Raw genomic sequence first — 22,133 nt, forward strand, 5'->3', positions numbered from 1 at the left:
TCTCTGTCTGTTCTGCTCTCCGGCGCCGCTACACCACTTTCATCATTCGCTCCTCGAAGCGACCAGTTCTGACCTTCGTCCAGCCGCGCAGCGACTCGTCGACGGCCTCGTCGCCGGTATCCACGCGCAGCACGCCGGTCTCGTCGAGCTTCCGCGGCGAGGCGACGACCCGCACCTCGCTGCGCTCGATGACCGCCGGCGAAATCTGGTGGTTGCCCCGGCCGAAGACGAACCCCTGCCCGCCGATGGGGGAGACGAAAATCACGTTCTCGTCGCCGAGCGCGCCCAGAATCTCGGCCTCGCTGCCGTCCCGCACGACGAGTTCGCCGTCCCGGTAGACGTCCACGCCCAGCGGCGACCCGTCCACCCCCAGCGCGTCCGCGACGTCGCCGAGCGTCCCGCCGGGGCCGAGCACGTACGTCACGCCCGACTGGACCTCCTCGGCGACCGCTTCGGCGAGCGCGTCCGTGCTCCCCGCGTGGACCTGCTTGGCGGACTGGAGGTCCTCCGCGACCGGCACCTCGACGACGCCCCGGAGGCGCGTGCGCACCTCGCCGCCGCGGTACGCCTCCTCGTCGATGTCGTTGACCTCGCGGGCTTCGGTGTCCTCGAACGTCGCGGCGACCCGGCCCGCCGCCTCCGGGCGCACCGCGAACACCGACGAGTACACTTTCACGCCCGCGGGCACGCCGAGGACGGGAGTCTCCGCGTCCTCAGAACGCGAAGCGTTCTGATGGGCTGCGGAAGACGACTTCGTCGTCTTCCGAACGTCCACCTCGTCGAGCGCGGTCGCGACGTCGGTCGCGGTGCCATCCCCGCCGACGAACAGAATCAGGTCGACGCCGCGGTCGGCGAACGCGCGCACCGCGTCCGTCGTGTCCGCGGCCGTCGTCTCCTCGCTCTCGGGCTCGCCGACGACCTCGGGGTCGAAGCCCGCCGCGCGCGCCTCCTCGGCGCCCATCTCGCCGCCGTACGCCAGAACCTCGGTGTCGGGCGCGCGCTCGCGGAGAGCGGCGAGGGCGTCGCGAGCGCGCTCCGGCGCGCGCGGCTCCGCGCCGCGCTCGCGGGCCGCCTCGACGTTCCCGTCCGTCCCCTTTAGACCGACGCGACCCCCCATCCCGGCGATGGGGTTCACGACGACGCCGACAGTTCGCATACTCCGACTAGGGTGGTCCCGCCGAAAAGCCGACCGGTCGGTCCCGCCAAAAGTCTCATTGTGGCCCGGCGTCGTGCGTACGACGATGCCGACTCCTGACACCGACATCGTCGCCCCCCTCCACGACGCTGTCGGAGACGCACTCCGCGTCGCCGGGTTCCACGACGGCACCGAGTGGCACGTCGAGTACATGCGCGAGGACGTCCGCGAGGCGTACGGCGACGCCTCCATCGACGACATCGCTGACGACCTCGTCCTCGACGTGCTCTCCTCGCCCCGCCAGGAGTCGCTGTACGACCTCGGCAGCCTCCAGGCGACCTCCCGGCTCTTCGAGGACGGCCTCGTCGTTCACGTCCCCACCGACGAGCGCTCGGGGTACCTCGTCTCTCTGGACACCGGCAGCGACGCCACCGGTCGGGACGTCGTCGACGTCGTGCGGGACGCGACCGAGTGAACCAACAATTAAGACCGGGCGGCCGGAACTACCGTCCATGAACTACCTGCTGGCTGCAACCGAGGGTTCCGCGCTCCCGATCAACGCCGTCGGCTGGACCGTCACGATAGTCGGCCTCCTGCTCGCGGTTGCGTGGACCGCGTACCTCTACCGCTAGACGCGTTCGCGCAGCCACGCCGCGGCGTCGCGGACCGTCTGCTCGTCCTCGTGTTGAATCTTCACGCGCACGCCGTCGCCCGGGTAGCTGCCGACGGTGACGCCGAACTCCGCCTGTAGCTCCGCCAGCGGCGCCACCAGCGCGCTCTCGGGGGCGTCCACGTAGACGAACTCGACGTGGTTGGTCGTCCCCGTGAACTCGCCGGCGACGGACTCGAACATCGCCTTCATCTCGTCGGGGACGCCCGGGAGCACGTACGCGTTCTCGACGACCGCGCCCGGCGCCACCCCGACCTCGTTCTCCAAGAGCCGCGCGCCCTCGGGGAGGTGGGCGGTGCCGTCCGTGAGCTCCGCGAACTGGTAGCGGTCGTGGTTCTGGAAGTACGAGACCGCCTCCGGGTGTTCGGCCATCTCGCGGTCGAACGCCGCCGCGACGCCGTCCATCGTCACGTCGTCGTGGGTCGGGCCGAGGCCGCCCGTGACGACGACCGCGTCGTAGCGGTCCGACAGCGACCCGACTTCGCCGGCGATGGCGTCCCTGTCGTCGGGCACGACGAGGACGCGCCGCACGGTCGCGCCCCGCTCGGTGAGCCGCGTGCCCAGCCACGACGCGTTCGTGTTCTCCGTGTCCCCGGCGAGGAGTTCGTCGCCGACTGTGACCACCGCAACCTGCATGCCCGCCCGTAGACGGCGGACGGTGAAAAGTAACGTCCCCGCGGCTATCGCTCGTAGTCGAGGCCGGCTTCCTCGCGCTCGCGCTCCAGTCGCCGGATGCGCAGCCGGTAGTAGACGACGCCGCCGACCGCCACGAGTGACAGCGCGCCGAGGAGGCCGCCGAAGATGTAGAGGTCCCGGACGAGGTAGTAGTCGACGCTGACGGTGGCGCTGGACAGCGACGACCACCGCAGGTGGACGCGGTTGTCCTCGACGGACTGCTCGTAGCCGCCCGGCGAGACGTCACCGAAGACGGGGAACGACACCCGCATTCCCGGCGGCAACACGACCTCGTGGCTCCCCTCGAAGTCGAGGGGCGCGTTCACCGACCGCGTGCCCGCCGACCCCGTGTACGCGAACGTCCCGTTGGCCGCCGGCAGGTCGATCACCGTGCGCTGGTCGCGCGTGGACACGTCTATCGCGTCCGCGCCGACGACGGTGCCGTTCTCGTAGCGGAACTGCACCGCCGAAATCGAGACCGGGTTCCGGGCGGCGAACCCGCTCGTGGACGCCAGCCGCACGCGCTCGCTGCCGTTCACGTCCGCGACGGTCTTGTACTCGCCGCCGGTGACGTTGAGCGTGACGTCGGCGTCGTGGCTCCAGTCGTAGGTCGCGTTTTCGGCGAGCTGCTCGTCGCTGGGCGCGGGCGTGCCGCCGAGACCGGTGCCGGTGCAGCCCGCGAGCGCGACGAGCGCGAGCACGCCCAGCGCCACCTTGAGCCTGCTCATGGAACGACTGCCAGCAGCTCCGAGGGGAGGTACTCCCCGACGGCCGCGAGCAGGCCGGGCGGGTCCGTGCCCTCGCGGCAGACGACGCTCTGTTCGAGCAGGCCGAGGCGTTCGACCGTGACGATGTCCTGGGCGTGGCCGGCGCGGTTGACCGTCGCGCGCACCTCGCCGCGGGTCGCGCTGTTGACGTTCAGCCGGCCGGTGCCGCGCGTCCAGTCGTAGAGGCGGTCCTGCTCGACGTCCGCGAGTTCGGGCGTCTCGCCGTACGTGAACCGCAGCGGCACGTGCTGGACGAGCCCGAAGCGCTCGCGAATCTGAGCGGGCGACCCCGGCCCGAGCCCGAGTTCGTCGGCGGGCACGAGCACGTCCTCGCCTGCGTCGAGCACGAAGCCGTCGTCGTCCCAGGATTCGAGCGTGCCGACGTACGTCTCCCCGTCCTCGAAGCCCTCCGTGATTTCGCCCCACGTCTCCGCGAGGACGTTCCGCGCGGCGACCTCGTCGGGGCCTTCGAGGGTCACCGTCGGGAAGTCGTCGTGGCGCACGCCGATGTCGTACTCCACGTCGAGGTCGCCGACGTCGTTGTCCACCTGCGACCGGAGGCTGTCCAGCGCCCGCTCGCGGGCGTCGCCCTCCACGTAGAGCTTGGTTGCGAGGACGACCATCAGGCCCTCACGCCGAGTTCACTGCGGAGGTTCTCGATGCGCTCGTCCATCGCCTCCACGAGGTCGGTGTTCTCCATCGCTTCCACGGGCGACCCGCACTCGGGGCACTCGAAGCCGAGGTCCATCGCCTCCCCGAACTCGAAGCGAATCGAACACACCTCGCAGAGGTAGAACTCGTTGTTCAGCTCGTACTCGCGGCGCTCGACGAGCGCCTCCAGCAGCCGGTCCATCTCCTCGCGGAGGTTCTCCGGGACGTTGTCGTACTCGAACGTCCAGAGGTAGGTGAGCCACCCCGAGTCCTCGTCGCGGACGCGGCGGTACGTCGCGAGGTCGTTCTCGTAGAGGATGAACAGCGCCCGGCGCACGTCGTTCAGTTCGAGCCCGAGCCGCTCGGCGAGCTCCTCGTCGGTCACCTCGCCGTCCGGCGGGGACACCGCCACCGGCATCCCCTTCGGCCCGACCAACTCGTGGAGGTACTTCTGAACCACGGGGTCGTCGAGTAGCTCCTCAAAAGCCATTACGTCAAAACGGGGTCCGCGCCGGCATTAAGTCTTGTCACTCCCCCGTCTGACGCCGCGACGCGTCAGTCCGCGCTCGCGGCCGCGGCGTCGGCTGTCTGGTCGTCGCGCCACGTGAAGTAGCTGGCGAGCGCGGGACCGCTGACGTTGTGCCAGACGCTGAACAGCGCTGGGATGAGCGCGGCCGCGGGCTCGAACAGCGACGTCGCGAGCGCGACCGCGAGCCCGCTGTTCTGGAGGCCGACCTCGAAGGCGGTCGTCCGCACGCGGTCCTCGGACATGCCGAACAGCCGGCCGACGCCGTAGCCCGCGCCCAGCCCGATGCCGTTGTGGATGACGACGGCTGCGAGCACGAGCGCGCCCGCGGTGAGGATGTTGTCGACGTTCGCGCCGACGACGCCCGCGACGATGGCGACGATGGCGGCGACGCTAATCACGGGGAAGACATCGACGCCGACTTCGGCGGCTTTCGGCGAGTAGCGGTCGAGGATGTACCGAATCCCGAAGCCGAGCACGACCGGGATGATGACGATTTGGACGATGCTCGTGAACATCTCCGCGAACGTCACGTCGATAGACTCCCCGAGGATGAACAGCGTCCACGCGGGCATCACGATTGGCGCCGCGAGCGTCGTCACCGTCGTGATGGCGACTGACAGCGCGACGTCGCCGCGGCCGAGGTACGACATCACGTTCGAGGCAGTGCCGCCGGGCGCCGCGCCGACGAGGATGAGGCCGACGCCGATGGCGTCCGGCAGGTCGAAGAGGAAGTAGAGCGCGTACGCCGCCAGCGGCATCACGAGCCACTGCGTCACCGCGCCGATGCCCACGTCCACGGGGCGCTCGACGAGGCGCTTGAAGTCCGCGGGCTGGAGGGTCAACCCCATCCCGAGCATGATGATGCCCAGCAGGGGGTTGACGTAGTCGAGGACGGGCACGAACGCGCTCGGATAGACGAGCGCGAGGCCCGCCGCCGCAATCACCCAGACGACGAAGTACTTGCTCGCGACCCGTGCCACCCGCGAAATCCCGTCACTGACACTCATACGCACACGGCGGCGGTCCGGGGAAAGAAAGCTTCGCCTACTGGCAGTATTGCGGTCCGCGCGCCGTCACTCCTCGTCGACGTCCTCAGAAGCGCTCTGCGCTTCTGACGGGCTACGGGGATCGCTTCGCGATTCTCGAACGTCCACGACGTGCTTCCCCAGTTCTTCGGGAATCACGCGACGCTCTGCGTCCTCGTACTCCTGTTCGAGCTCGCGGCCGTCGAACAGCCGGTCGAGGAAGACGGCGAGGCCCGCCACCTCGCTGTGTGGCTGGTTCGTCACCGCGAGGTTCCAGTCGGCGTGTTCGTACACGTCTCCCGGGACCTTCTCGCCGCCGACGACCACGAGCACCGGCTGGTCCACGTGAGCGTCGCGCACGTCCGCCTCGACGTCCTGCACGCGCTCGCCGTACATCGTGAGGTGGACGACGACGCCCTCCCAGCCCTCGATGGTCGCATTCAGCTCCTCCGTGAGTTCGACGTCGAACGGGCCGCCGAACCGGCCCGTGATGTCCCGGACCGTCTCGGCGGACTGCGTGGCGTTGTCCGGGAACAGCACCCGGTCGGCGCCGAGCGCGCGCGCCGTCAGGCCGACGTGCGTGGTCATGCGGTCGTCCCGGCCCGGCCGGTGGCCGTACCGGAGCACCGCGACCTCGGGGTATCCCTGCATACGTCCGCAGAGTCGGCCCGCCGGGGTACGCGTTTCGACTCGCGCGGTCCGCGTCAGTCGTCGGCGTGCGCCAGCTCGAAGGGGTACGGCGGCAGCCGGAGGTCCTCCAATTCCGGGAGGTGTTTGACGTTGTAGACGACCTGGAGGTCCTCGGTGGTGGGGACGCCGTTGCAGGACAGCCGGATGTCCCGGTCGACGAGCTCCGGGGAGAGGATGTGGTCGGTGGGCTGGGAGAGGTCGCCGTCCACGACCACGACCGCGCAGTTCGCGCACGCGCCGCCCCGGCAGGCGTACGGCCACGCGAACCCGCGGTCCTCGGCGGCCTCAAGCAGCGACTCGCCGGGCGCGACGTCGAACTCGCCGTGGTTCACGGGGTCGAGGCCGGCGGCGGCGGCGCGCTCGAAGAGGTCGTCGTCCCCCAGCGACCAGCCGTAGTCGTCCAGCACGGCGTAGTTCAGGTACTCGACGTGGGACTCCTCCCACGGCCGGAAGTCGCGTTCGGGGTCGACGCCGTAGTCTCTCGGTGACTCCTCCGTGAAGCCGGCTTCCGTGGCGATGTCCCCGCCGTCGTCGGCGTCCTCGCTGGTGACGTTCTCGTAGGCAGCGCGCACCAACTGGAACTCCGCCGCAGAGCCGCCCTGGTCGGGGTGGGCTTCCTTGACGCGCTCGCGGTACGCCCGCTCGATTTCTCCCTCGCTGGCGTCCTCGTCGACTCCCAGCACGTCGAAGGGAGAATCCATACGCGAGTGGACGGGCCACACGTTGAAAAGTCTCTCCGCGGGCGCGCTCGTTGCCGGAGTCCGTCGCGCGCATCGGAAAACCCTTGCCGGCCCGACGGGTGGCGTCCAGTATGGACCTCACAGGCAAGCGCGTCGTCGTCACGGGGGCGGCCGGGCTCGTCGGCTCCCACCTCGCCGCCGCGCTCGCGCCCGACAACGACGTGCTCGCGGTGGACAACCTCTCGAAGGGCACCCGGGACCGCGTCCCGGACGGCGTGGAGTTCGCGGAGCGCGACGTCCGCGACCCCGACGACGTGGCCGCCGTCATCACCGAAGACGTGGACGTCGTCTTCCACTTCGCGGCGTACACGGACACCAACTACGGCGAGCCCCGCCAGCTGTTCGAGGAGAACACGGAGATGACGTACAACGTCCTCGAACGGATGCGGGAGGTCGGCGTCGACAAGCTCGCGTTCACCTCGTCCTCGACGGTGTACGGCGAGGCGCCGATGCCCACGCCCGAGGACTACGCGCCCCTCGAACCCATCTCGGTGTACGGCGCGAGCAAGCTCGCCGACGAGGGACTGATTTCGACGTACGCGAACTCCTACGGCGTCCAGTCGTGGGTGTACCGGTTCGCGAACATCGTCGGGCCGCGCCAGCGCGGCAACGTCGTCCCGGACTTCATCGAGAAGCTACTGGACGACCCCGAGACCCTCGAAATCCTCGGCGACGGCCGCCAAGAGAAGTCCTACCTGCACGTCGAGGAGTGCGTGGACGCAATGACCCACGTCGTCGAGCACGCCGACGACGACTACAACGTCTACAACCTCGGCACGCGCACCACCACCTCGGTGAACCGCATCGCGGACATCGTCGCCGACGAGATGGGCCTCGACCCCGACTACGAGTACACCGGCGGCGACCGCGGCTGGACCGGCGACGTCCCGAAGATGCGCCTCTCCATCGAGAAGCTCTCGGCGCTCGGCTGGGAGCCCAGCCAGTCCAGCGACGAAGCCGTCCGCGAGGCCGCCCGCGGGCTCGTCGAGGAACTGCGCGCGGAACGCGCCTGACTCCGTTCCTGTCACCCGGACTACTTCTCGGGAACAAACCATATGGCGAAGCGGCAAAGAGTACGACGTAATGGGCTACGACGCCGCTGCGTTCCTCCCAATCGAGGAAATCCCCGAGGGTTCGAACCTCCTCGTCGGCGGACCGCCGCTGACGGGGAAACGCGAGCTCGCGCTCTCGCTGGTCGACGACGGCTGCGAGTGCGGCGAGGGCGGTATCGTCGTCGGCACGCACGACAGCACGAAGACCATCCGGAAGCGCGCGCCACACGTCTGGGAGCAGGTGAAGAGCGGCCGCGCCGGCATCGTCGACTGCGTGACGCGCCAGCGCGGCGAGTCGGTCCGCGACCAGGACCTCGTGAAGTACGTCTCCTCGCCCGGCGACATCACGGACATGGGCATCCGGCTCGGCGGCCTCTTCCAGCGGCTCGAACGCGACTGCGACCGCGTTCGCTTCGACATCTCCACCATCTCGACGATGCTGATGTACGCCGACGTGCGCCGCGTCTACCGGTTCCTCCACGTCTTCGCCGGCCACGTCGAGCGGCTGGACTGGCTCGGGCTCGGCGTCCTCGACACCAGCAACCGCGAGAGCTTCGACACGCTCGCGCCGCTGTACGACGGCATGATTCAGACGCGCAGCGAGGAAGACGGCCGCGAACTGCGCGTGGTCGGGCTCGACGGGTCGCCGACCGAGTGGGTGTCCTACTAGTCGAACTCGCTGGCGAAGTCGTCGGCCGCCTCGGCGACGTCGCCGTGGTCGGCGAAGTTCTCCTCGACGTACTCCAGGAGCGCGTCGACGAGTCGGCCCGTGTCCTCAATGGTGTCGCGGTCGAAGGAGACGATGACGCCGGACCACTCGTCGAGGGGCACCTGGACGACGACGACCTCGTGGAACCACCGGACGGTCGCGTCGAGGTGGCCGAAGCGCGCGAACTCCGGCTGTTCGAGCGGGTCGTCGAACCCCTTCAGTACGAAGTTCTTCGCGATCTCCTCGAACTCCGCTTCGGTGTACTCCTCCGAGAGGGCCTCGCGCTGGTAGACGGTGTCGAAGTCGTCGCCTTCGTAGTGGACGGCCGACCGGAGGTCACCGGCGTCGAGCTCGCGCAGATAGCTCGCGAGCGATTCGGCGGGCATACCCTACCGTTCGGCGCCACGGATGGTTAATCTTCCGTCGGTCGAGAGACGGAAAATCGCCCGCACAGCCGAAGGTTCAAACGGCCGTCGCACCTTCGCTGGAGTATGCGTATCGAACTGCGGGTGTGCAAACACTGCTACGAGGGCGAACACGGCAACCCCGAGAAGACTGCGGTCACGAAGGACATGGTGACCATCGCGCGCCGCGTCCGCGAGTACAAGGACCTCATCGGACTGGACGCGCTGTACGTCACGATGGTCGAGGAGGGCGACCCCGGCGGCGCCGAGGAACTGCCCGCCATCGTCGCGAACCTCGACCACGACCAGGTGAACCTCGCGGACACCCAGCTCGTGATGGAGGACGACGACGGCAACATGCTCGTCTACCCCGAGCCCGAGGACATCCTCGACGTGCTCACGCGGAACATCGACCAGATCAGCCAGCAGACGCGACAGGACGTCACCGTGGAGCTCTCCGAGGAGTCCGCGGAGCTACTGACGGCGTAGCGACCGCGAGAAGAAACTCGTTTTCCGCGCGATTCAGGCGACCAGCGGCCACGCCAGCGCCACGAGGAACACCGACACCCCGAGCGCGCGCATCAGGTCCGAGGTCGGGTCGATGCCGTCGTCGAGGTCGCGGCCGATCCACCAGACGGTGAACACGCCGCCGACGGCGACGAGCAGTGCGAGCGCGACGTACACGAGGTCGAGTACACCAGCCATGATATCGGCTAACACGACGAGCGACTTAAGCGAACCGGCTGACGCCGAAAAAACGGAGCCGCGGTGTGGTTACTCGTCGCGAGGCTGGCCGCCGTCCGCGGCCGCCTCGGGCTCGGAGTCGTGTTCGTCGCTGGCGACCTGCTGCTCGTAGCGAGCGCGCAGGACGTTGCCGTACGTCGAGAGCACGACGCCCAGCAGCAACACGAACATCCCGACGTTGATACCGATGGTGAGCAGGATGCTCGTCGGTCCGCCGCCGACCGTCAGGCCGGCGGGAACCGGATAGCCGGAGTCGAAGATGCTCCCGACGAGCACGCTCACGATGCCGATGACGACGGCGGCGCCCGCGACGTTCACGGCCCACTTCCACGTGGGGCGCAGCGAGAGCAACTCGATGCCGGTGCCCTCGTGGTCCTCGTGTTCCTCGTGGGGCATCATCGACTTCGGCACGAACGCCTTCATCTCCACGGGGTAGAACGCGGGGTGGAACCCGTGCTCGAAGATGTGGAACATGATGCCCATCACCATCACGACCCCGAGCAGGCCGTGGAAGGTGACGAACGCGGTCGCGGCGGCCTTCGTCTGGAAGAACTGCGCGAGCCCGACCTTGCTCCAGATGAGCAGCCCGGAAATCATCAGGAGGACGAGCTCGACGGTGAAGATCCAGACGACGCCCTTCCCGACGTACGACAGCAGCGGGACCTCGTCAGAGGAGTAGCCCGCGAACTGGCGCGCGTTCGGGTGGCGTTCGTCGGCGCGCCCGAGGACGAACTGCACGTCCTGGATGAACGCTTTCGCGTCCGTCGGCGTCGGCAGGACGGCCTTGAAGTTCTTGCGCCGTCCCGGCCCGATGAGCATCAGCGTCACCCAGAAGACGGTGAGCACGATGAGGCCGAAGCCGGCGATGCGGTGGAGCGCGAGCACGCCGGCGTTGCCGCCCATGAACTCCACCATCCACCAGAGTTCGTCGTTGAACATCACGGAGTAGCCCGTGAAGAACAACAGGAAGACGTCCAGCGCCAGCAGCGAGTGGAAGTACGTCGTGACGCGCGTGAACTTCCCGTGGTCCATGTTCGTCACGCGCTCTCACCTCCGCTGTCGGCGTCGCGGCCGCCGTCCGTGGCGACCTCCGCGGGCTCGTCGTGGTCGCGCATCCGCGCGCCGAGGCGCCGGAACGCGCCCCAGTGCACGAACACGAGCGCGAGGATGAACACGCCCATCAGGACGTCGACCGCGTGGATGACGACGATGAGCGCGTCAAGCAGCGGGTCGGTGTTGCCGGCGACGAAGTCCGCGCCGACGCCGCCGCCCTCGACGGTGGGGTTGACGCGGTACAGCGTCTCGAAGCTCGCGTCGAAGGAGCCGTTGACGTACCAGACGGAGGCGACTGCGACGACGATACCGACGACGGCGCTGACCGCGATGGCGAGCGCCTCCGACATGCCGCGTGCGTCGTCGCGGCGAGCCATCAGTTGAACACCTCCGCGTCCTCGCCGAAGATGACCTCCATCGCCTCGTCGTTGAAGAACGGGTCGCGGTCCCGCTTGTCGAGCTCGTCGGCGATCTGACCGGGCTGGCCGACGAGGATGGCGTCGGTCGCGCACTCCTCGGCGCACGCCGGGCCCTTCCCGACGTTCTGGCGCTCCTCGCACATCGTACACTTGTCCATGATGCCGCCGGTGCCGACGACCGCGTTCCCGCCGTCGTCCTCGTCGGGGAACTGCGGGGCGCCGAACGGACACGCCGACAGGCAGTACTGGCAGCCGACGCAGAGGTCCTCACTGACCTGCACGAAGTCGTCGTCGTTCTTCTGGAGCGCGTCGGTCGGACAGACCGACACGCAGGGCGCGTTCTCGCAGTGGTAACACTGCATCGGGATGGCGGTCTCGCCGGGGAACGCGCCGTCGTCGAGGGCCTTCGAGCTGTTGGCGTTGTAGCCTTCGTCGGCCTGCTCGCCCTCGAACATCGTGGAGATGCTGATTCGCTGTTCCTCCGGGCCGATGTCCCACGTGCGCTTGCACGCGACGACACAGCCACCGCAGTCGATACAGGCCTCGACGTCGGGGAAGATGCGGGCACCTTCGCCGGTGCTGATGACCCCCTGGCTCAAGACCTCACGTTGTGATTGTTGGTTCGATGACATTGGTTACTGAACGGGCTTGTTCTCCCGGACGTCGAAGTCTTTCTGCCGACCGATGTTGGCCTCGTCCTGGGGGAACGAGAACGTCGACAGGTCGACGTCCATGTTGAGTTCGTCGACCACGTCCTGGGTCGCTTTCCGGACGCGAACCATCGCGGCCTTCGTCTCCTGCATCTGCGTTTCGACGTCGTACCCCGGCGACGTGATGGAGTTCACGCTGTCACCGATGGCGAACGGCGCCATCCCGTCCGGGTACTCTTCGAGGAGGTTCTCCCCCTGGAAGATGCCGCCCCAGTGGTAGGGGAGGAACGTCTCCTCGGCGTTCGGTCGATTCGTCACGCGGGCTTTCACCAGCACCGAGCCGCGGTTCGTCGTCTCGACGACCACGAGGTCGCCGCCGTCCACGCCGAGTTCCTCGGCCATGTCCGGGTGAATCTCGGCGTACATGTGCGGCTGGAGGTCCGCGGTGAAGATGTTCGACCGCGTCTCCGAGCCGCCGCCCTGGTGTTCGACCTGCCGGCCGGACGTCAGGATGGTGTCGATGGCGCCGTCGGAGTCGGCGATGCGGCTCATCGCCCGCGACTGGACCTCCGAGTTGTTCTGGTCCAGCCGGTAGACGTTGTGCTGCTGGCCGTTCGCCGGCCACTCCTCGGTCAGCCCCGGTTCGGGGCTCTCGATGGGTTCGCGGTGGACCGGCGTCGGGTCGAGGAACTCCCACGCGACAGCGCGAGCGCGACCGCGCCCCGTCGGCGGGTCGGGCTGTGCGTTGTCGAACTGCTCCCAGAAGTCGAGGTCGAAGTCGAACTCCTCGCGCTCGTTGAGCGCCACCGCCGCGTCGTACGGCGAGTGGTCCTCGCTGAGCGCGTACTCGAACGGGAGCGACGGTGCCGAGGGGTTGTTGAGGTCCTCCGGGAGCGCCGTCGCGAAGCCCGGATACTCGGGGACGCCCTCGATTTCGCCGTCGTGCCAGTCCGGGGAGAACGACGCCCGGAGCATGTTCAGGGCTTCGTCGCCGCCCTGGTCGTAGGTCTCCTGGAGCGGGTACTCCTTGTCCGTGTCCATCGACGCCCAGTCCTCGGGCGACGGCGCCTCCGTCCCCCAGCGGGAACGGAAGTCCTGGCCGCCCTCGCGGGGGTCGACTTCGTCGGTCCACAGAATCGGCGTGCCGGGGTGGCCGTCACCCCAGCACGGCCACGGGAGACTCCAGTATTCGCCGCTTACCGGGAGGTTCGTGTCGTGCGCCTTCGTGTCCTCCTCGGAGAACGCGTAGTCGTACTCGCGGTGTTGCTGGAGCCGCTCGGGGCTCTGCTGGTAGCCGATGGTGCGCACGCCGAGGTTGATCTCGCGCAGCGCCTCCTCGTACGTGGACTTCCCGTTGAACATCTCGGGGCCCGAACCCCAGTCGAAGTGCTCGCCGAAGCCGAGGCGGTCGGCCAGCTCCTGCATGATCTGCATGTCCGGCTTCGCCTCGTGGCTCGGCGGCCGCACGGGCTCGCTCCACTGCACTGCGCGGTGGGAGTTCGTGACCGAGCGGTAGTGCTCGTACTGGCTGGCCGCCGGCAGCAGGATGACGCCGTCGTCGCGGTCCGGCAGCACGGACGCGAGCGACGGGAACAGGTCCACGACCACGAGCAGGTCGAGGGCCTCCATCGCCTGCCGCATCCGCGGCATCTCCGAGATGGAGTTCGAGGAGTGCCCCCAGAAGAACGCCGCTTTCACGGGGTTCTCCTGGTAGATGGGCGACTCCAGGAGGCGGTCCTCCTGCGGGAGCGCCGCTTCGAACCAGCGGGCGACGGTGAGCCCGTTCTGATACATCAGCGAGCGGTCCTCCGCGGAGGCGCCCGGGTCGCCGCCCTGCTGTTCGTACAGCTCGGGCGGCATCGTCTCGAACTTCTCGTAGAGGTCGTCGAAGCTGACGTCGCCGGAGGTGGTCGGCGTCTTGTTCCAGACGTCCGCCCAGTACTCCCACGAGCCGCGGCTGGAGACGCCGTAGTAGCCGGGGAGGATGTGGCTGGCGACGCCGAGGTCCGTCGCACCCTGCACGTTCGCGTGGCCGCGCATCACCTGCAGGCCGCCGCCCGAGTGGGCGGCGCTCCCGGAGGCGAGGCTGGTCAGCGCGTACGAGCGGATGTTCTGCGTGCCGTTGTTGTGCTGGGTGCCGCCCATCGCCCACTCGATCTGGACGTTGGGCTTGTTCTCGATGATGAGGTCGCCGAGCTCGCGGACGCGGTCCGCGCTGATCCACGTGATCTCCTCGACGGTCTCGGGGTCGTAGTCGTCGAGTTCGCCCTCGACGTCCGGCCACCCCTGCACGCGCTCCTCGAGCATCTCGTCGTCGAGTTCGCCCTGCTCGCGGAGGTACCGCATCAGCCCCATCATCAGCGCGACGTCCGTCCCGGGACGCAGCCGGTAGAAGTCGTCCGCGTGAGCGGACGTCTTCGTGTACCGGGGGTCCACGGAGACGACCGTGCCGCCGCGGGCCTGCCCCTCGAGGATGTGCTGCATCGCGATGGGGTGGGCTTCCGCGGGGTTCTGCCCGATGATGATGTTGAGGTCGAAGTTCCGGTAGTCGTTGACCGTGTTCGTCATCGCCCCGTACCCCCACGTGTTCGCGAGACCGGTGACGGTCGTGGAGTGGCAGATACGGGCCTGGTGGTCGATGTTGTTCGTGCCCATGAAGGAGGCGAGCTTGCGCGACGCGTACGCCTCCTCGTTGCAGTGGTGGGCGCTCCCGAGGAACATCAGGGAGTCGCGGCCGTACTCGTCCCAGATTCGCTCGAGCTCCTCGGTAATGTGGGAGTACGCTTCGTCCCACGTGATCTTCTTCCACTCGCCGTCTTCTTTCCGCATCGGGTGTTTCAGACGTCGCTCGGAGTGTTCGCTGCCGTAGATGGCAGCCCCCTTCGAGCAGAGCGACCCGTTGTTAATCGGGTTCTCCTCCCAGGGCTCCTGCCCGACGAAAGCATCCCCTTCTCGTTCTCCGCGGAACCCGCAGCCGACCGCGCAGAAGTTACAGATAGTCTTGGTGAGCGTCGAGTCGTCGCCGGAGACGTCGGCGCCACCGCTTTCGCCGTCCTGAGCGAGCGTCTGGCCGGTTATCCCGCCGCCGAGGGCGAGGCCGCCTGCGAGGGCACTCGCCTTCATGAATGACCGACGGTCTAGGTCCAGAGAGACCGGTTGTGTACTCATGGTTTAGAGCCTGTCACCGTGTAACACAATTAATGGTGGAGCAGCCACTTTAGTGTTCCTGCCTGAGTCCGGCATTCTGTCGTCCTGATTACCGGAAGGAAGCGGTCTCTGCTGGTTCTTTGCGGGGGGCAGCCGCAACCCCTTTCGGTGGTCGCGCGTAACGACGAGTGAATGAACGTCGGGGCGTTCGTCTGTGGCTGCGGTGGTTCCGTCGACCTCGACCTCGAAGGCGTCCGCGAGGGCGTCCGCGACGTCGACGTCGTCGCCAGCGGTGCGAACCTCTGTACGGAGGGCTTACCGAAGGTGCGACACGTCGTCGAGGAGTACGACCTCGACCACCTGATAGTCACAGCCGAGAGCGACAACTGCAAGCAACGATACCGAACCGTGCTCGACGACGCCGGGCTCCATCCCGAGGCAATCTCGTTCGTCAATCACCGCGAGCGCGGCGCGTGGGTCCACGACGAGACCGACGCAACCGACCTCGTCGCGCGGAAGATAAACGCCGCGCACGCGGGCCTCCGCGAGGAGGCGCCGCCGCGGTCCGTCTCCCGGGAGGCCGGCGACGACGTCGTGGTCGTCGGCGACCCCGAGGCCGCCGAAGCGCTGTCGGACTCCGCGGACGTCACGCTGCTCGCGGACGGCCGGGACTTCGCGGACGCCGACTACGACCTCCGCGACGTCACGCTCGCCCGCGGGCGCGTCACGGACGTCGACGGCGTCTACGGCGAGTTCGAGATTCAGGTGCAGGCCGGCGTCACCGAGGACTGCATCGACTGCATGGAGTGCGTCAAGCAGGGGCCCGACGAGTACGTCACGAGCAAGCCCGTGGACGTGCTGCCGGGCGCGCCGGACGGCGACTGGGTGGACTGCTGTCCGACCGACGCCATCCACCCCGAGGAGCGCACCATCGAGGCCGACCAAGTGGTGTACCCGGACGCGTCCCGGGCGACCCGCGGCGGCCGCATGGGATTCTACACGGGGCCGGTGGACGCCGCGACGGTCGCGGCCGTCCAAGACCTCATCGGCGGCATCGAGAAGCCGCAGTTCCTCGACGTGGAGATGGACGTCTGCGCGGCGGGCGGGTCCAGCCAGCAGGGCTGCACCGCGTGTTCGGACGCCTGCCCGCACGGCGCCGTCTCCCGCCCCAGCATCGACAGCGTGGAGTTCGACGAAGTGGCGTGTGAGGGTTGTGGCGCGTGCACGAGCGCGTGCCCGACCGGCGCGGTGCGCGCCCGCGAACCCTCGAACGAGCGCATCGCCCGCGAGGTCGAGTCGATGCTCGTGGAGACCGACGACTCCGGGCTGCTGTCCTCGTCCGAGGAGGGCATCGAGACCGGCGTCGTGGCGTTCGTCTGCGACGAGCGCGCCGCCCGCGCGCTCGACGACTTCGGCCGCCGCGCCCGCCAGCGGGACGGCATCGAGTATCCGCCGCTGCTCCCCGTCGAGGTGCCGTGCGCGGACACCGTCGGCGAGGCGCACGTCCTGCACGCGCTCGCCGCGGGCGCGGACGGCGTCGCCATCGTCGGCTGCGGCGGCGACTGCCTGCACTCCGGCCCGGACCCGAAGGCCGAACTCGTCACGCGCATGAATCAGGCGACCGAGGACCTCGGGCTCGGCAAGCGCACCGCGTTCTTCGCGCCCGAGCCCGGCGAGCCGGAGGCGTTCGTCGAGGACGTCAGCCGGTTCGTCGAACTCGGTCTCGACCCGTCGCCGGTGCCCGCCGGCCACGAGGCCGACGGCGTCGCGGACCCGACGACCGCCAACCCCGAGTTCAACACCCACGACTGGGCGCTGGAGAGCGTGCGCGCCATCGTCCCCCACACCGACCCGCGGGACGTCGTCCGCGGGCTGGAGTCGTTCGGCCGCGTCGAGGTCAACGAGGACTGCACGTTCACGCCGACGTGTTCGAACCTCTGCCCGACGGACGCGCTCCGCCGCGAGGAAGCCGGCCTAGAGTTCGACCACGAGCGCTGCGTGAACTGCGGGCTCTGCGAGGAGGGCTGCATGGAGGACGCCATCCGCGTGGACGGCGGCCTCGAACTCGGCCTGCTCCCCGAGAACAACGACGGCGACGCGTGGACGACCGTCGCGGACGGCGAGATGCGGGAGTGTCGCCGCTGCGGCAAGCCGTTCACGAGCGAGGCGTCCGCACAGAAGATCAGCGACGAAGTCGGGGACGTCGTCGCGGGCATCGCGCCCGACGCCGACGGCGACGTCTTCGAGTACTGCAGCGACTGCCGCGCGAAACTCGTCTACGACCGATAACCATGAGCTTGGACCAGCAGGCACTCTACGACGCGCGACTCGAACTCGTCGACTACCTCGTCGACGCACTCTACGACACGCCCGAGGAGGCGTTCGTCGAACAGCTCCTCGACGGCGGTCTCGACACGCCCGCCGACTCCATCAACGACGACCTCGATGCGGGCTTCGAGTACCTCCACGAGTTCGTCGAAGCCAACGAGGGCCGCGACCCCGCCGAGGTGACCGACGAGCTCGCCAAGGAATTCACGCGGCTGTTCGTCGGGCCGCGGCCGCCCGTCCAGCCCCACGAGACGTACTACCGCGAGGACACGGACTTCCTCTCGTCGGGACTCGCGGAAGTGGACGCCAGCTACGGCGCCGCGGGCTGGAAGGTCCCAGAGGACGTCAGCGAGGAGGCCGACTACGTCGGCGTCGAACTGCTGTTCGTCCGGAACCTCCTGCGCCGCCAGCAGGCCGGCGAGGAGGAAGCCGTCGGCTTCGAGCGCGTGTTCCTCGACGAGCACTTCTCGACGTGGCTGGACGCGTACCTAGACGACGTCGTCGAGAACACGGACGAGCCGTTCTACCTCGCCGCGGTCCACGTCCTGCGTGGATTCGTCGAGTTCGAACGCGACCTCGTCGCGTAAAAGATTACTCGTCGTCGCTGGGTTCTTTCTCGGCGTCGTTGATTTCGCCGGGGGCGACGGCGTGGTCCGTGACGTCCTCGCCCTTGTACTGCATCGCGCGACCCTTCGGTTTCCAGCCGGACTCCTTGTGTGCCATACAGTAGCGTAGCGGCGGGGGCGTAGAAAACGTTGCGGTCGCCTACTCCACGGGGGGCGCGTTCGGCGGGCGCTCCTCCTGGTCGTAGTTGTCGAGGAACACCGTCGCGAACAGGTCGGTGTGCATCGACAGCACGGCCGCGGGCTCGGTGCCCGCTCGTTCGGCCTGCTGGTCGAGGAACGCCGCGAGTTCCTCGGTCGGCTCGTACGTAATCGTCCGCTCGTCGACGTCGAACTCGACGTCCTGCTCGCCGGAGACGAGGTGTTCGACCTCCAGCAGCGCCTGCTCGACTTTCGTCTCGAGGGCGTCCTCGCGGTCGGTCATGCGTCGCTCGGCCCACTCGTCGGCGGCCGCGACGAGGCGGTCGCTGGCTTCGAACTGCATCAGAAGCTCAACCCCTCGCCCTCGAAGGCGACCCGCCACGTCGTCACTTCCTCGCAGACCGGGCACTCGCGGGTCGTCGCGTTCGTCTCGCAGCCCGGCATGCGGGTCATGTTCTCGCACTGCGCGCACTCGTACATCATTGCGGCGGGAACGACTCCGGCGTGGGCTCGTTCTCGCCGGCCTCGCCGTAGACGTAGACGACGGCCGCGCCGAACCCGAGCAGCACGAGCAGCCCGAGCGCGCCGCCGACGAACGTCTGCCCGACGTAGGGGCCGGTGACGCCCGAGTACGCCTGCGTGAGGTTCACGACGTTGAGCGCGGTGACGACGGTCCACAGCAGGGCCAGCAGCACCGCGACGGGGAGCCACCCGGTCTGGTCGATTGCGTCTCTGAGACTCATGTCCCGGTGGAAGTGCTCTCGCGTAAAAAATCATTCCCCCGCGGAACGTCGCGCTGCCGTTCAGTCGTCGAGCTCCCAGCCGGCGCTCTCGGCGGCGTCCGCGAGGTCCACGAACTCCCAGCCGGCGTCCTCGGCGATCCACTCCTCGCCCTCGGTGCCGACGACGACCATCCGCTCGGAGTAGAACATCGAGTGCTCGCCGATGGCCGCGAGCCGCTCGGCGGGGCCGTCCCCGGAGCCGTTGAAGAAGTCGATGTCGAGCTGGTGCTCGCGCAGGAAGGAGTTGATGGCGTGCGCCGGCACGTCGCCGACCAGCCCAATCCAGTCGGACCACTCGTTCGTCTCCGCGAGCGCGATGCGCGGGTCCGCGAGCTGCTGGACGGCCTCGTACGTGTACGCGGTCGCCATATCGTCCACGCCGCCGCCGTGCGGGCCGCTAGCCTCGGGCGCTTCCGCGCGGTCCTCTGCGGGACCGGCGCCGCCGCCCGCGCCACCGTGGTCTTTCGGGATGCCCGCGGGACTGTTCGAGGACTCGTAGGGGACGTGGGGGATGCGGTCGCCCTGCGAGTCGCCGGACGGCTCCTCGGACTCCGTGGCCGCCCCGCCGCTGCTGGCGCTCTCGCCGGCGGCCGTCTCGCCGACGTCGCCGTCGATGTCGGCAGAGGCGTCGTCGCGCCACAGCCAGTCGCCGTCGTTGCCCTCGTCTTCCTCGGTCTCCACCTCGACGTCGTCTAGGTCGATTCGTTCTGTCACTGTGTAGCCTCCGTCAACTCCAGTCGTTCGAGCGTCGATTCCGTCGGCACGCCCTCGCTGTCCCAGCCGCGGGCGTCGTAGTACGCCTCAAGCATCGCGTCGAACCGCTCCCGGTCGATGGCCGCGCCCTCCGCGGGGCCGTCCGGCAGCGGGACGGTCATCGCCTCGGGGAGCGCGTCGTCGTTGCGGTCGTGGCCCTCGCGGACGTTGAACAGCCGCGTGAGGTTCCACGCGCGCTCGCCGAGGTCCGCCAGCGACTCCGCGGTGGCCTCGACGCCGACTGCACGCAGCCAGCGCGCGCCCTGCTCGGGTGCGGCTTCGCCCGCGAAGTCGTCGGCGACCAGACACCAGCGCGCGCTGCGGGCGTTCTGCTCGCTGACGACCGCGCGCACGCGGTCCGCGTCGCTCCACGACTCCGCGGCGACGGCGGCCTCCTCGATGGGGCGGGCGCGCCGGTGGCACGCCCCGCGGTCGCTGGTCGCGTACGCCAGCGCCATCGCGGGCGCCGCCCGCGGGTCGTACGTCGGCAGCTCCATCGCCTTCACCGCGGGAATCAGCTGGTCGAAGCCGAGGCGGTCGGCGGCCGCGACGACGCCGTCCGCGAGCGCGTCCCCGAGGTCGGTCTCGCGGGTGGCGACCTCGCGGATGAGCCGCCGCGCGCCCTCGGGGTCGCCGAAGTCTATGTCCCGGTCGAGGGCGCCGCGCTCGCTCGCCCGCGCGGCGAACGCGACCGCGCTCCCGGCGCTGATGACGTCCACGCCGAGGCGGTCGCAGAGCCCGCCGAGTTCGGCGACCGCGTCGAAGTCGCTGATGCCGAGGCCGGCGCCCAGCGTGATGGACGCCGCGCCCCGCGGCACCGTCTCGCCGTCGCCGTCGGGCACGCGGAAGCCGCCCGGAACGGCCTCGCCCGGCCGCTCGCGTCCGACACTGGCTTCGCGGACGGCTTCGATGCCGACGCCGTCGGCGCCGTCGAACGTCCCGGACTGCCAGCCCCGCGTGGGGAGCGCGCCCACTTCGTCCGCGAAGTCCACGGATTCGAGCGTCTCGCTGGCGGCCTGCCAGCGCCCGACCTCCGCGTCCGCGAACTCCTCGTCGGCGGCTTCGAGTTCCGGCGGCGTCTCCGGCGCGTCGCCGCGCGCGACGACGGCCTTCAGGCCTTTCGCGCCCATCACGGTGCCCGCGCCGCCGCGGCCGGCGTGGTGGTCGCCGCCGTCCGTCGCGACCGTCGCGAACTGGACGCCGTGCTCGCCAGCGGGGCCGACGCACGCGACCGCCGCCTCGGGGTACTGGGCGTCGGTCTCGGCGGCGTCCATGCCCGCGAGTTCGGGGGCGTCCTCGATGCGCGCAGTGCCGTCCTCGACGACGAGGACGCCGGGTTCGTCGCGCTCGCCCTCGACGAGGACGAGCAGGCAGTCGTCGAGACTGCCCGCGAGCCGCGCGGCGAAGTCGCCGCCGGCGTACGAGTCCAGGAACGCGTCCGTGAGCGGGGACTTCGTCACGACCGCGAACCGTGGTTCGCCGGGCGCGCGCCCGGTCAGCGGGCCGACCGCGAACGCGAGTAGATTCTCGGGGCCGAGCGGGTCGACGCCCGCCTCGGTGTCCGCGAGCAGGTACCGGGCGGCGAGCGCCTTCCCGCCGACGTAGCGGCGTCGCCACTCGGGCGGAATCTCCTCGCGCGACACGGTCCCCTCGCCGAGCCGCACGCGCAACACGTGGTCCCCGACCATGCCCGTAGGGAACGGCTTCGCGGGGTTAAGCGTTGTCGCTCCGGAGCGTTCAAGCGGTTGGCGCGCCGACGTTCCCGCGTGCGCTCAGCAGTCGTGCTCGCGGGCGGCCGCTCGACTCGGTACGGCGACGGCGACAAGGCGCTCGCCGACCTCGCCGGCTCGCCGATGCTGCGCCGGGTCGCCGACCGCCTCGCCGATGTCACCGACGAGCTAGTCGTGAACTGCCGCGACGACCAGCGCGACGCCCACCGGGACGCCCTCGACGGCTACCCGAACCCCGTCCGGGTCGCCGAAGACCCCGAGCCCGACGAGGGGCCGATGGCGGGCATCGCCGCCGGCCTCCGAGAGGCCAGCGGCGAGTACGCGCTCGTCGTCGCCTGCGATATGCCGTTCGTGGACCCAGCGGTCGTCGACCTCCTCTTCGACCGCGCCGCCGGCCGCGACGCCGCCGTCCCCGAGATGGACGACGGCTGGTACCAGACGACGCAAGCGGTCTACCGCGCGGACGCGATGGCCGCGGCCTGCGCGGACGCCCTCGACCGCGGCGACCGCAAGATTCTCGCGCCGCTGGAGTCGCTGGACTGGGTCGCCGTCCCCGAGGCAGACGTGGCGGCGGCGGGCGACCTCGAATCCTTCGAGAACCTCAACACGCGCGAGGCCGTGGCGGAAGCGGCCGAGCGGTTCGCGCCGCAGTAGCGCTGCGAGAACTGTCCCGACTGCATCGGTGAGCGAGCGGAGCGTGGTCCCCCGACATGTTG

27 protein-coding genes are annotated in these 22,133 nt (G+C 69.3%); 7 read left to right on the plus strand and 20 right to left on the minus strand.

Annotated elements, in window-relative coordinates; all coding sequences use genetic code 11:
• Window positions 1-28 precede the first annotated feature (28 nt).
• On the minus strand, window positions 29-1,156 hold the full coding sequence (locus ABSL23_RS09305; RefSeq protein ID WP_353633519.1) for an ATP-NAD kinase family protein: 1,128 nt from the start codon (window positions 1,154-1,156) through the stop codon (window positions 29-31).
• 85 nt (window positions 1,157-1,241) lie between these two features.
• Here ABSL23_RS09305 and ABSL23_RS09310 point away from each other — a divergent pair, with 85 nt between their 5' ends.
• Entirely contained in the window at window positions 1,242-1,610 is a 369-nt protein-coding gene (locus ABSL23_RS09310) for a hypothetical protein (protein WP_353633520.1), read from the plus strand.
• A gap of 153 nt (window positions 1,611-1,763) precedes the next feature.
• Here ABSL23_RS09310 and ABSL23_RS09315 read toward each other — a convergent pair whose 3' ends face one another.
• The 7 genes from ABSL23_RS09315 to fer all read right to left on the minus strand — a co-directional run bounded on the left by ABSL23_RS09315 (window position 1,764) and on the right by fer (window position 6,843).
• Window positions 1,764-2,441, minus strand: coding sequence for a molybdopterin-binding protein (locus ABSL23_RS09315; RefSeq protein ID WP_353633521.1), 678 nt, complete (start codon window positions 2,439-2,441; stop codon window positions 1,764-1,766).
• A gap of 44 nt (window positions 2,442-2,485) precedes the next feature.
• Window positions 2,486-3,208: a DUF5803 family protein gene (locus ABSL23_RS09320; protein ID WP_353633522.1), complete on the minus strand. Its 723-nt coding sequence runs from the start codon at window positions 3,206-3,208 to the stop codon at window positions 2,486-2,488.
• Window positions 3,205-3,870, minus strand: coding sequence for a DUF2110 family protein (locus ABSL23_RS09325; RefSeq protein ID WP_353633523.1), 666 nt, complete (start codon window positions 3,868-3,870; stop codon window positions 3,205-3,207). Before ABSL23_RS09325 ends, ABSL23_RS09320 begins: the two co-directional genes overlap by 4 nt.
• Window positions 3,870-4,388, minus strand: a complete 519-nt coding sequence (gene tfe, locus ABSL23_RS09330) for a transcription factor E (RefSeq protein WP_059056340.1) — start codon at window positions 4,386-4,388, stop codon at window positions 3,870-3,872. Before tfe ends, ABSL23_RS09325 begins: the two co-directional genes overlap by 1 nt.
• 65 nt (window positions 4,389-4,453) lie before the next feature.
• A complete protein-coding gene (locus tag ABSL23_RS09335; RefSeq protein WP_353633524.1) occupies window positions 4,454-5,434 on the minus strand; it encodes a bile acid:sodium symporter family protein in 981 nt (326 codons plus the stop codon).
• 66 nt (window positions 5,435-5,500) lie between these two features.
• Complete coding sequence (locus ABSL23_RS09340; protein WP_353633525.1) at window positions 5,501-6,103, minus strand: tRNA (cytidine(56)-2'-O)-methyltransferase; 603 nt, start codon at window positions 6,101-6,103, stop codon at window positions 5,501-5,503.
• A 53-nt stretch (window positions 6,104-6,156) separates the two neighbouring features.
• Entirely contained in the window at window positions 6,157-6,843 is a 687-nt protein-coding gene (gene fer / locus ABSL23_RS09345) for a ferredoxin Fer (RefSeq protein WP_353633526.1), read from the minus strand.
• 110 nt (window positions 6,844-6,953) lie between these two features.
• Here fer and ABSL23_RS09350 point away from each other — a divergent pair, with 110 nt between their 5' ends.
• Together ABSL23_RS09350 and ABSL23_RS09355 are read left to right on the plus strand one after the other, a co-directional pair.
• Window positions 6,954-7,895, plus strand: a complete 942-nt coding sequence (locus ABSL23_RS09350; protein WP_353633527.1) for an NAD-dependent epimerase/dehydratase family protein — start codon at window positions 6,954-6,956, stop codon at window positions 7,893-7,895.
• A gap of 70 nt (window positions 7,896-7,965) precedes the next feature.
• Complete coding sequence (locus ABSL23_RS09355) at window positions 7,966-8,604, plus strand: recombinase RecA (RefSeq protein WP_353633528.1); 639 nt, start codon at window positions 7,966-7,968, stop codon at window positions 8,602-8,604.
• Here ABSL23_RS09355 and ABSL23_RS09360 read toward each other — a convergent pair.
• Complete coding sequence (locus tag ABSL23_RS09360) at window positions 8,601-9,029, minus strand: hypothetical protein (RefSeq protein WP_059056345.1); 429 nt, start codon at window positions 9,027-9,029, stop codon at window positions 8,601-8,603. The genes ABSL23_RS09355 and ABSL23_RS09360 overlap by 4 nt on opposite strands.
• A 105-nt stretch (window positions 9,030-9,134) precedes the next feature.
• Between ABSL23_RS09360 and ABSL23_RS09365 the strand changes: the two genes are divergently transcribed.
• Window positions 9,135-9,536, plus strand: a complete 402-nt coding sequence (locus ABSL23_RS09365) for a hypothetical protein (protein WP_059056346.1) — start codon at window positions 9,135-9,137, stop codon at window positions 9,534-9,536.
• A gap of 33 nt (window positions 9,537-9,569) precedes the next feature.
• On the opposite strand, the gene ABSL23_RS09370 is transcribed toward ABSL23_RS09365, so the two are convergent.
• The 5 genes from ABSL23_RS09370 to ABSL23_RS09390 all read right to left on the minus strand — a co-directional run bounded on the left by ABSL23_RS09370 (window position 9,570) and on the right by ABSL23_RS09390 (window position 15,081).
• A complete protein-coding gene (locus ABSL23_RS09370; RefSeq protein ID WP_059056347.1) occupies window positions 9,570-9,752 on the minus strand; it encodes a hypothetical protein in 183 nt (60 codons plus the stop codon).
• 69 nt (window positions 9,753-9,821) lie between these two features.
• A complete protein-coding gene (locus ABSL23_RS09375) occupies window positions 9,822-10,832 on the minus strand; it encodes a cytochrome b/b6 domain-containing protein (RefSeq protein WP_353633529.1) in 1,011 nt (336 codons plus the stop codon).
• Window positions 10,829-11,221 carry a hypothetical protein gene (locus tag ABSL23_RS09380; RefSeq protein ID WP_059056349.1) on the minus strand — a complete coding sequence of 131 codons (393 nt, stop codon included), beginning with the start codon at window positions 11,219-11,221 and terminating at the stop codon, window positions 10,829-10,831. The genes ABSL23_RS09375 and ABSL23_RS09380 overlap by 4 nt, the downstream gene beginning before the upstream one ends.
• A complete protein-coding gene (locus ABSL23_RS09385) occupies window positions 11,221-11,895 on the minus strand; it encodes a 4Fe-4S dicluster domain-containing protein (RefSeq protein ID WP_059056350.1) in 675 nt (224 codons plus the stop codon). Before ABSL23_RS09385 ends, ABSL23_RS09380 begins: the two co-directional genes overlap by 1 nt.
• 3 nt (window positions 11,896-11,898) lie before the next feature.
• Window positions 11,899-15,081, minus strand: a complete 3,183-nt coding sequence (locus tag ABSL23_RS09390; RefSeq protein ID WP_353633530.1) for a formate dehydrogenase subunit alpha — start codon at window positions 15,079-15,081, stop codon at window positions 11,899-11,901.
• Window positions 15,082-15,252: 171 nt separating this feature from the next.
• Here ABSL23_RS09390 and ABSL23_RS09395 point away from each other — a divergent pair, with 171 nt between their 5' ends.
• Together ABSL23_RS09395 and ABSL23_RS09400 are read left to right on the plus strand one after the other, a co-directional pair.
• Window positions 15,253-17,349 (plus strand): hydrogenase iron-sulfur subunit, encoded by a 2,097-nt coding sequence (locus tag ABSL23_RS09395; RefSeq protein ID WP_353633531.1) that lies wholly within the window; start codon window positions 15,253-15,255, stop codon window positions 17,347-17,349.
• Window positions 17,350-17,351: 2 nt separating this feature from the next.
• Window positions 17,352-17,975 (plus strand): molecular chaperone TorD family protein, encoded by a 624-nt coding sequence (locus tag ABSL23_RS09400; protein ID WP_353633532.1) that lies wholly within the window; start codon window positions 17,352-17,354, stop codon window positions 17,973-17,975.
• Between the two features lie 4 nt (window positions 17,976-17,979).
• Here the strand turns inward: ABSL23_RS09400 and ABSL23_RS09405 are convergent, their stop codons facing one another.
• The 6 genes from ABSL23_RS09405 to ABSL23_RS09430 are packed head-to-tail and all read right to left on the minus strand — an operon-like array spanning window position 17,980 to window position 21,375.
• Window positions 17,980-18,111, minus strand: a complete 132-nt coding sequence (locus ABSL23_RS09405; RefSeq protein ID WP_256943874.1) for a hypothetical protein — start codon at window positions 18,109-18,111, stop codon at window positions 17,980-17,982.
• 42 nt (window positions 18,112-18,153) lie between these two features.
• Window positions 18,154-18,495 carry a hypothetical protein gene (locus ABSL23_RS09410; RefSeq protein WP_059056354.1) on the minus strand — a complete coding sequence of 114 codons (342 nt, stop codon included), beginning with the start codon at window positions 18,493-18,495 and terminating at the stop codon, window positions 18,154-18,156.
• Complete coding sequence (locus ABSL23_RS09415; RefSeq protein WP_353633533.1) at window positions 18,495-18,635, minus strand: hypothetical protein; 141 nt, start codon at window positions 18,633-18,635, stop codon at window positions 18,495-18,497. Before ABSL23_RS09415 ends, ABSL23_RS09410 begins: the two co-directional genes overlap by 1 nt.
• Window positions 18,632-18,895 carry a hypothetical protein gene (locus ABSL23_RS09420; RefSeq protein ID WP_353633534.1) on the minus strand — a complete coding sequence of 88 codons (264 nt, stop codon included), beginning with the start codon at window positions 18,893-18,895 and terminating at the stop codon, window positions 18,632-18,634. Before ABSL23_RS09420 ends, ABSL23_RS09415 begins: the two co-directional genes overlap by 4 nt.
• Before the next feature lie 60 nt (window positions 18,896-18,955).
• A complete protein-coding gene (locus ABSL23_RS09425) occupies window positions 18,956-19,648 on the minus strand; it encodes a hypothetical protein (RefSeq protein WP_353633535.1) in 693 nt (230 codons plus the stop codon).
• On the minus strand, window positions 19,645-21,375 hold the full coding sequence (locus ABSL23_RS09430) for an aldehyde ferredoxin oxidoreductase C-terminal domain-containing protein (protein WP_353633536.1): 1,731 nt from the start codon (window positions 21,373-21,375) through the stop codon (window positions 19,645-19,647). Before ABSL23_RS09430 ends, ABSL23_RS09425 begins: the two co-directional genes overlap by 4 nt.
• A 78-nt stretch (window positions 21,376-21,453) precedes the next feature.
• Here ABSL23_RS09430 and ABSL23_RS09435 point away from each other — a divergent pair, with 78 nt between their 5' ends.
• Window positions 21,454-22,071: a molybdenum cofactor guanylyltransferase gene (locus tag ABSL23_RS09435; RefSeq protein ID WP_353633537.1), complete on the plus strand. Its 618-nt coding sequence runs from the start codon at window positions 21,454-21,456 to the stop codon at window positions 22,069-22,071.
• Window positions 22,072-22,133 lie beyond the last annotated feature (62 nt).

The organism is Halobacterium sp. NMX12-1, from assembly GCF_040435975.1.
GTDB lineage: Archaea > Halobacteriota > Halobacteria > Halobacteriales > Halobacteriaceae > Halobacterium > Halobacterium hubeiense.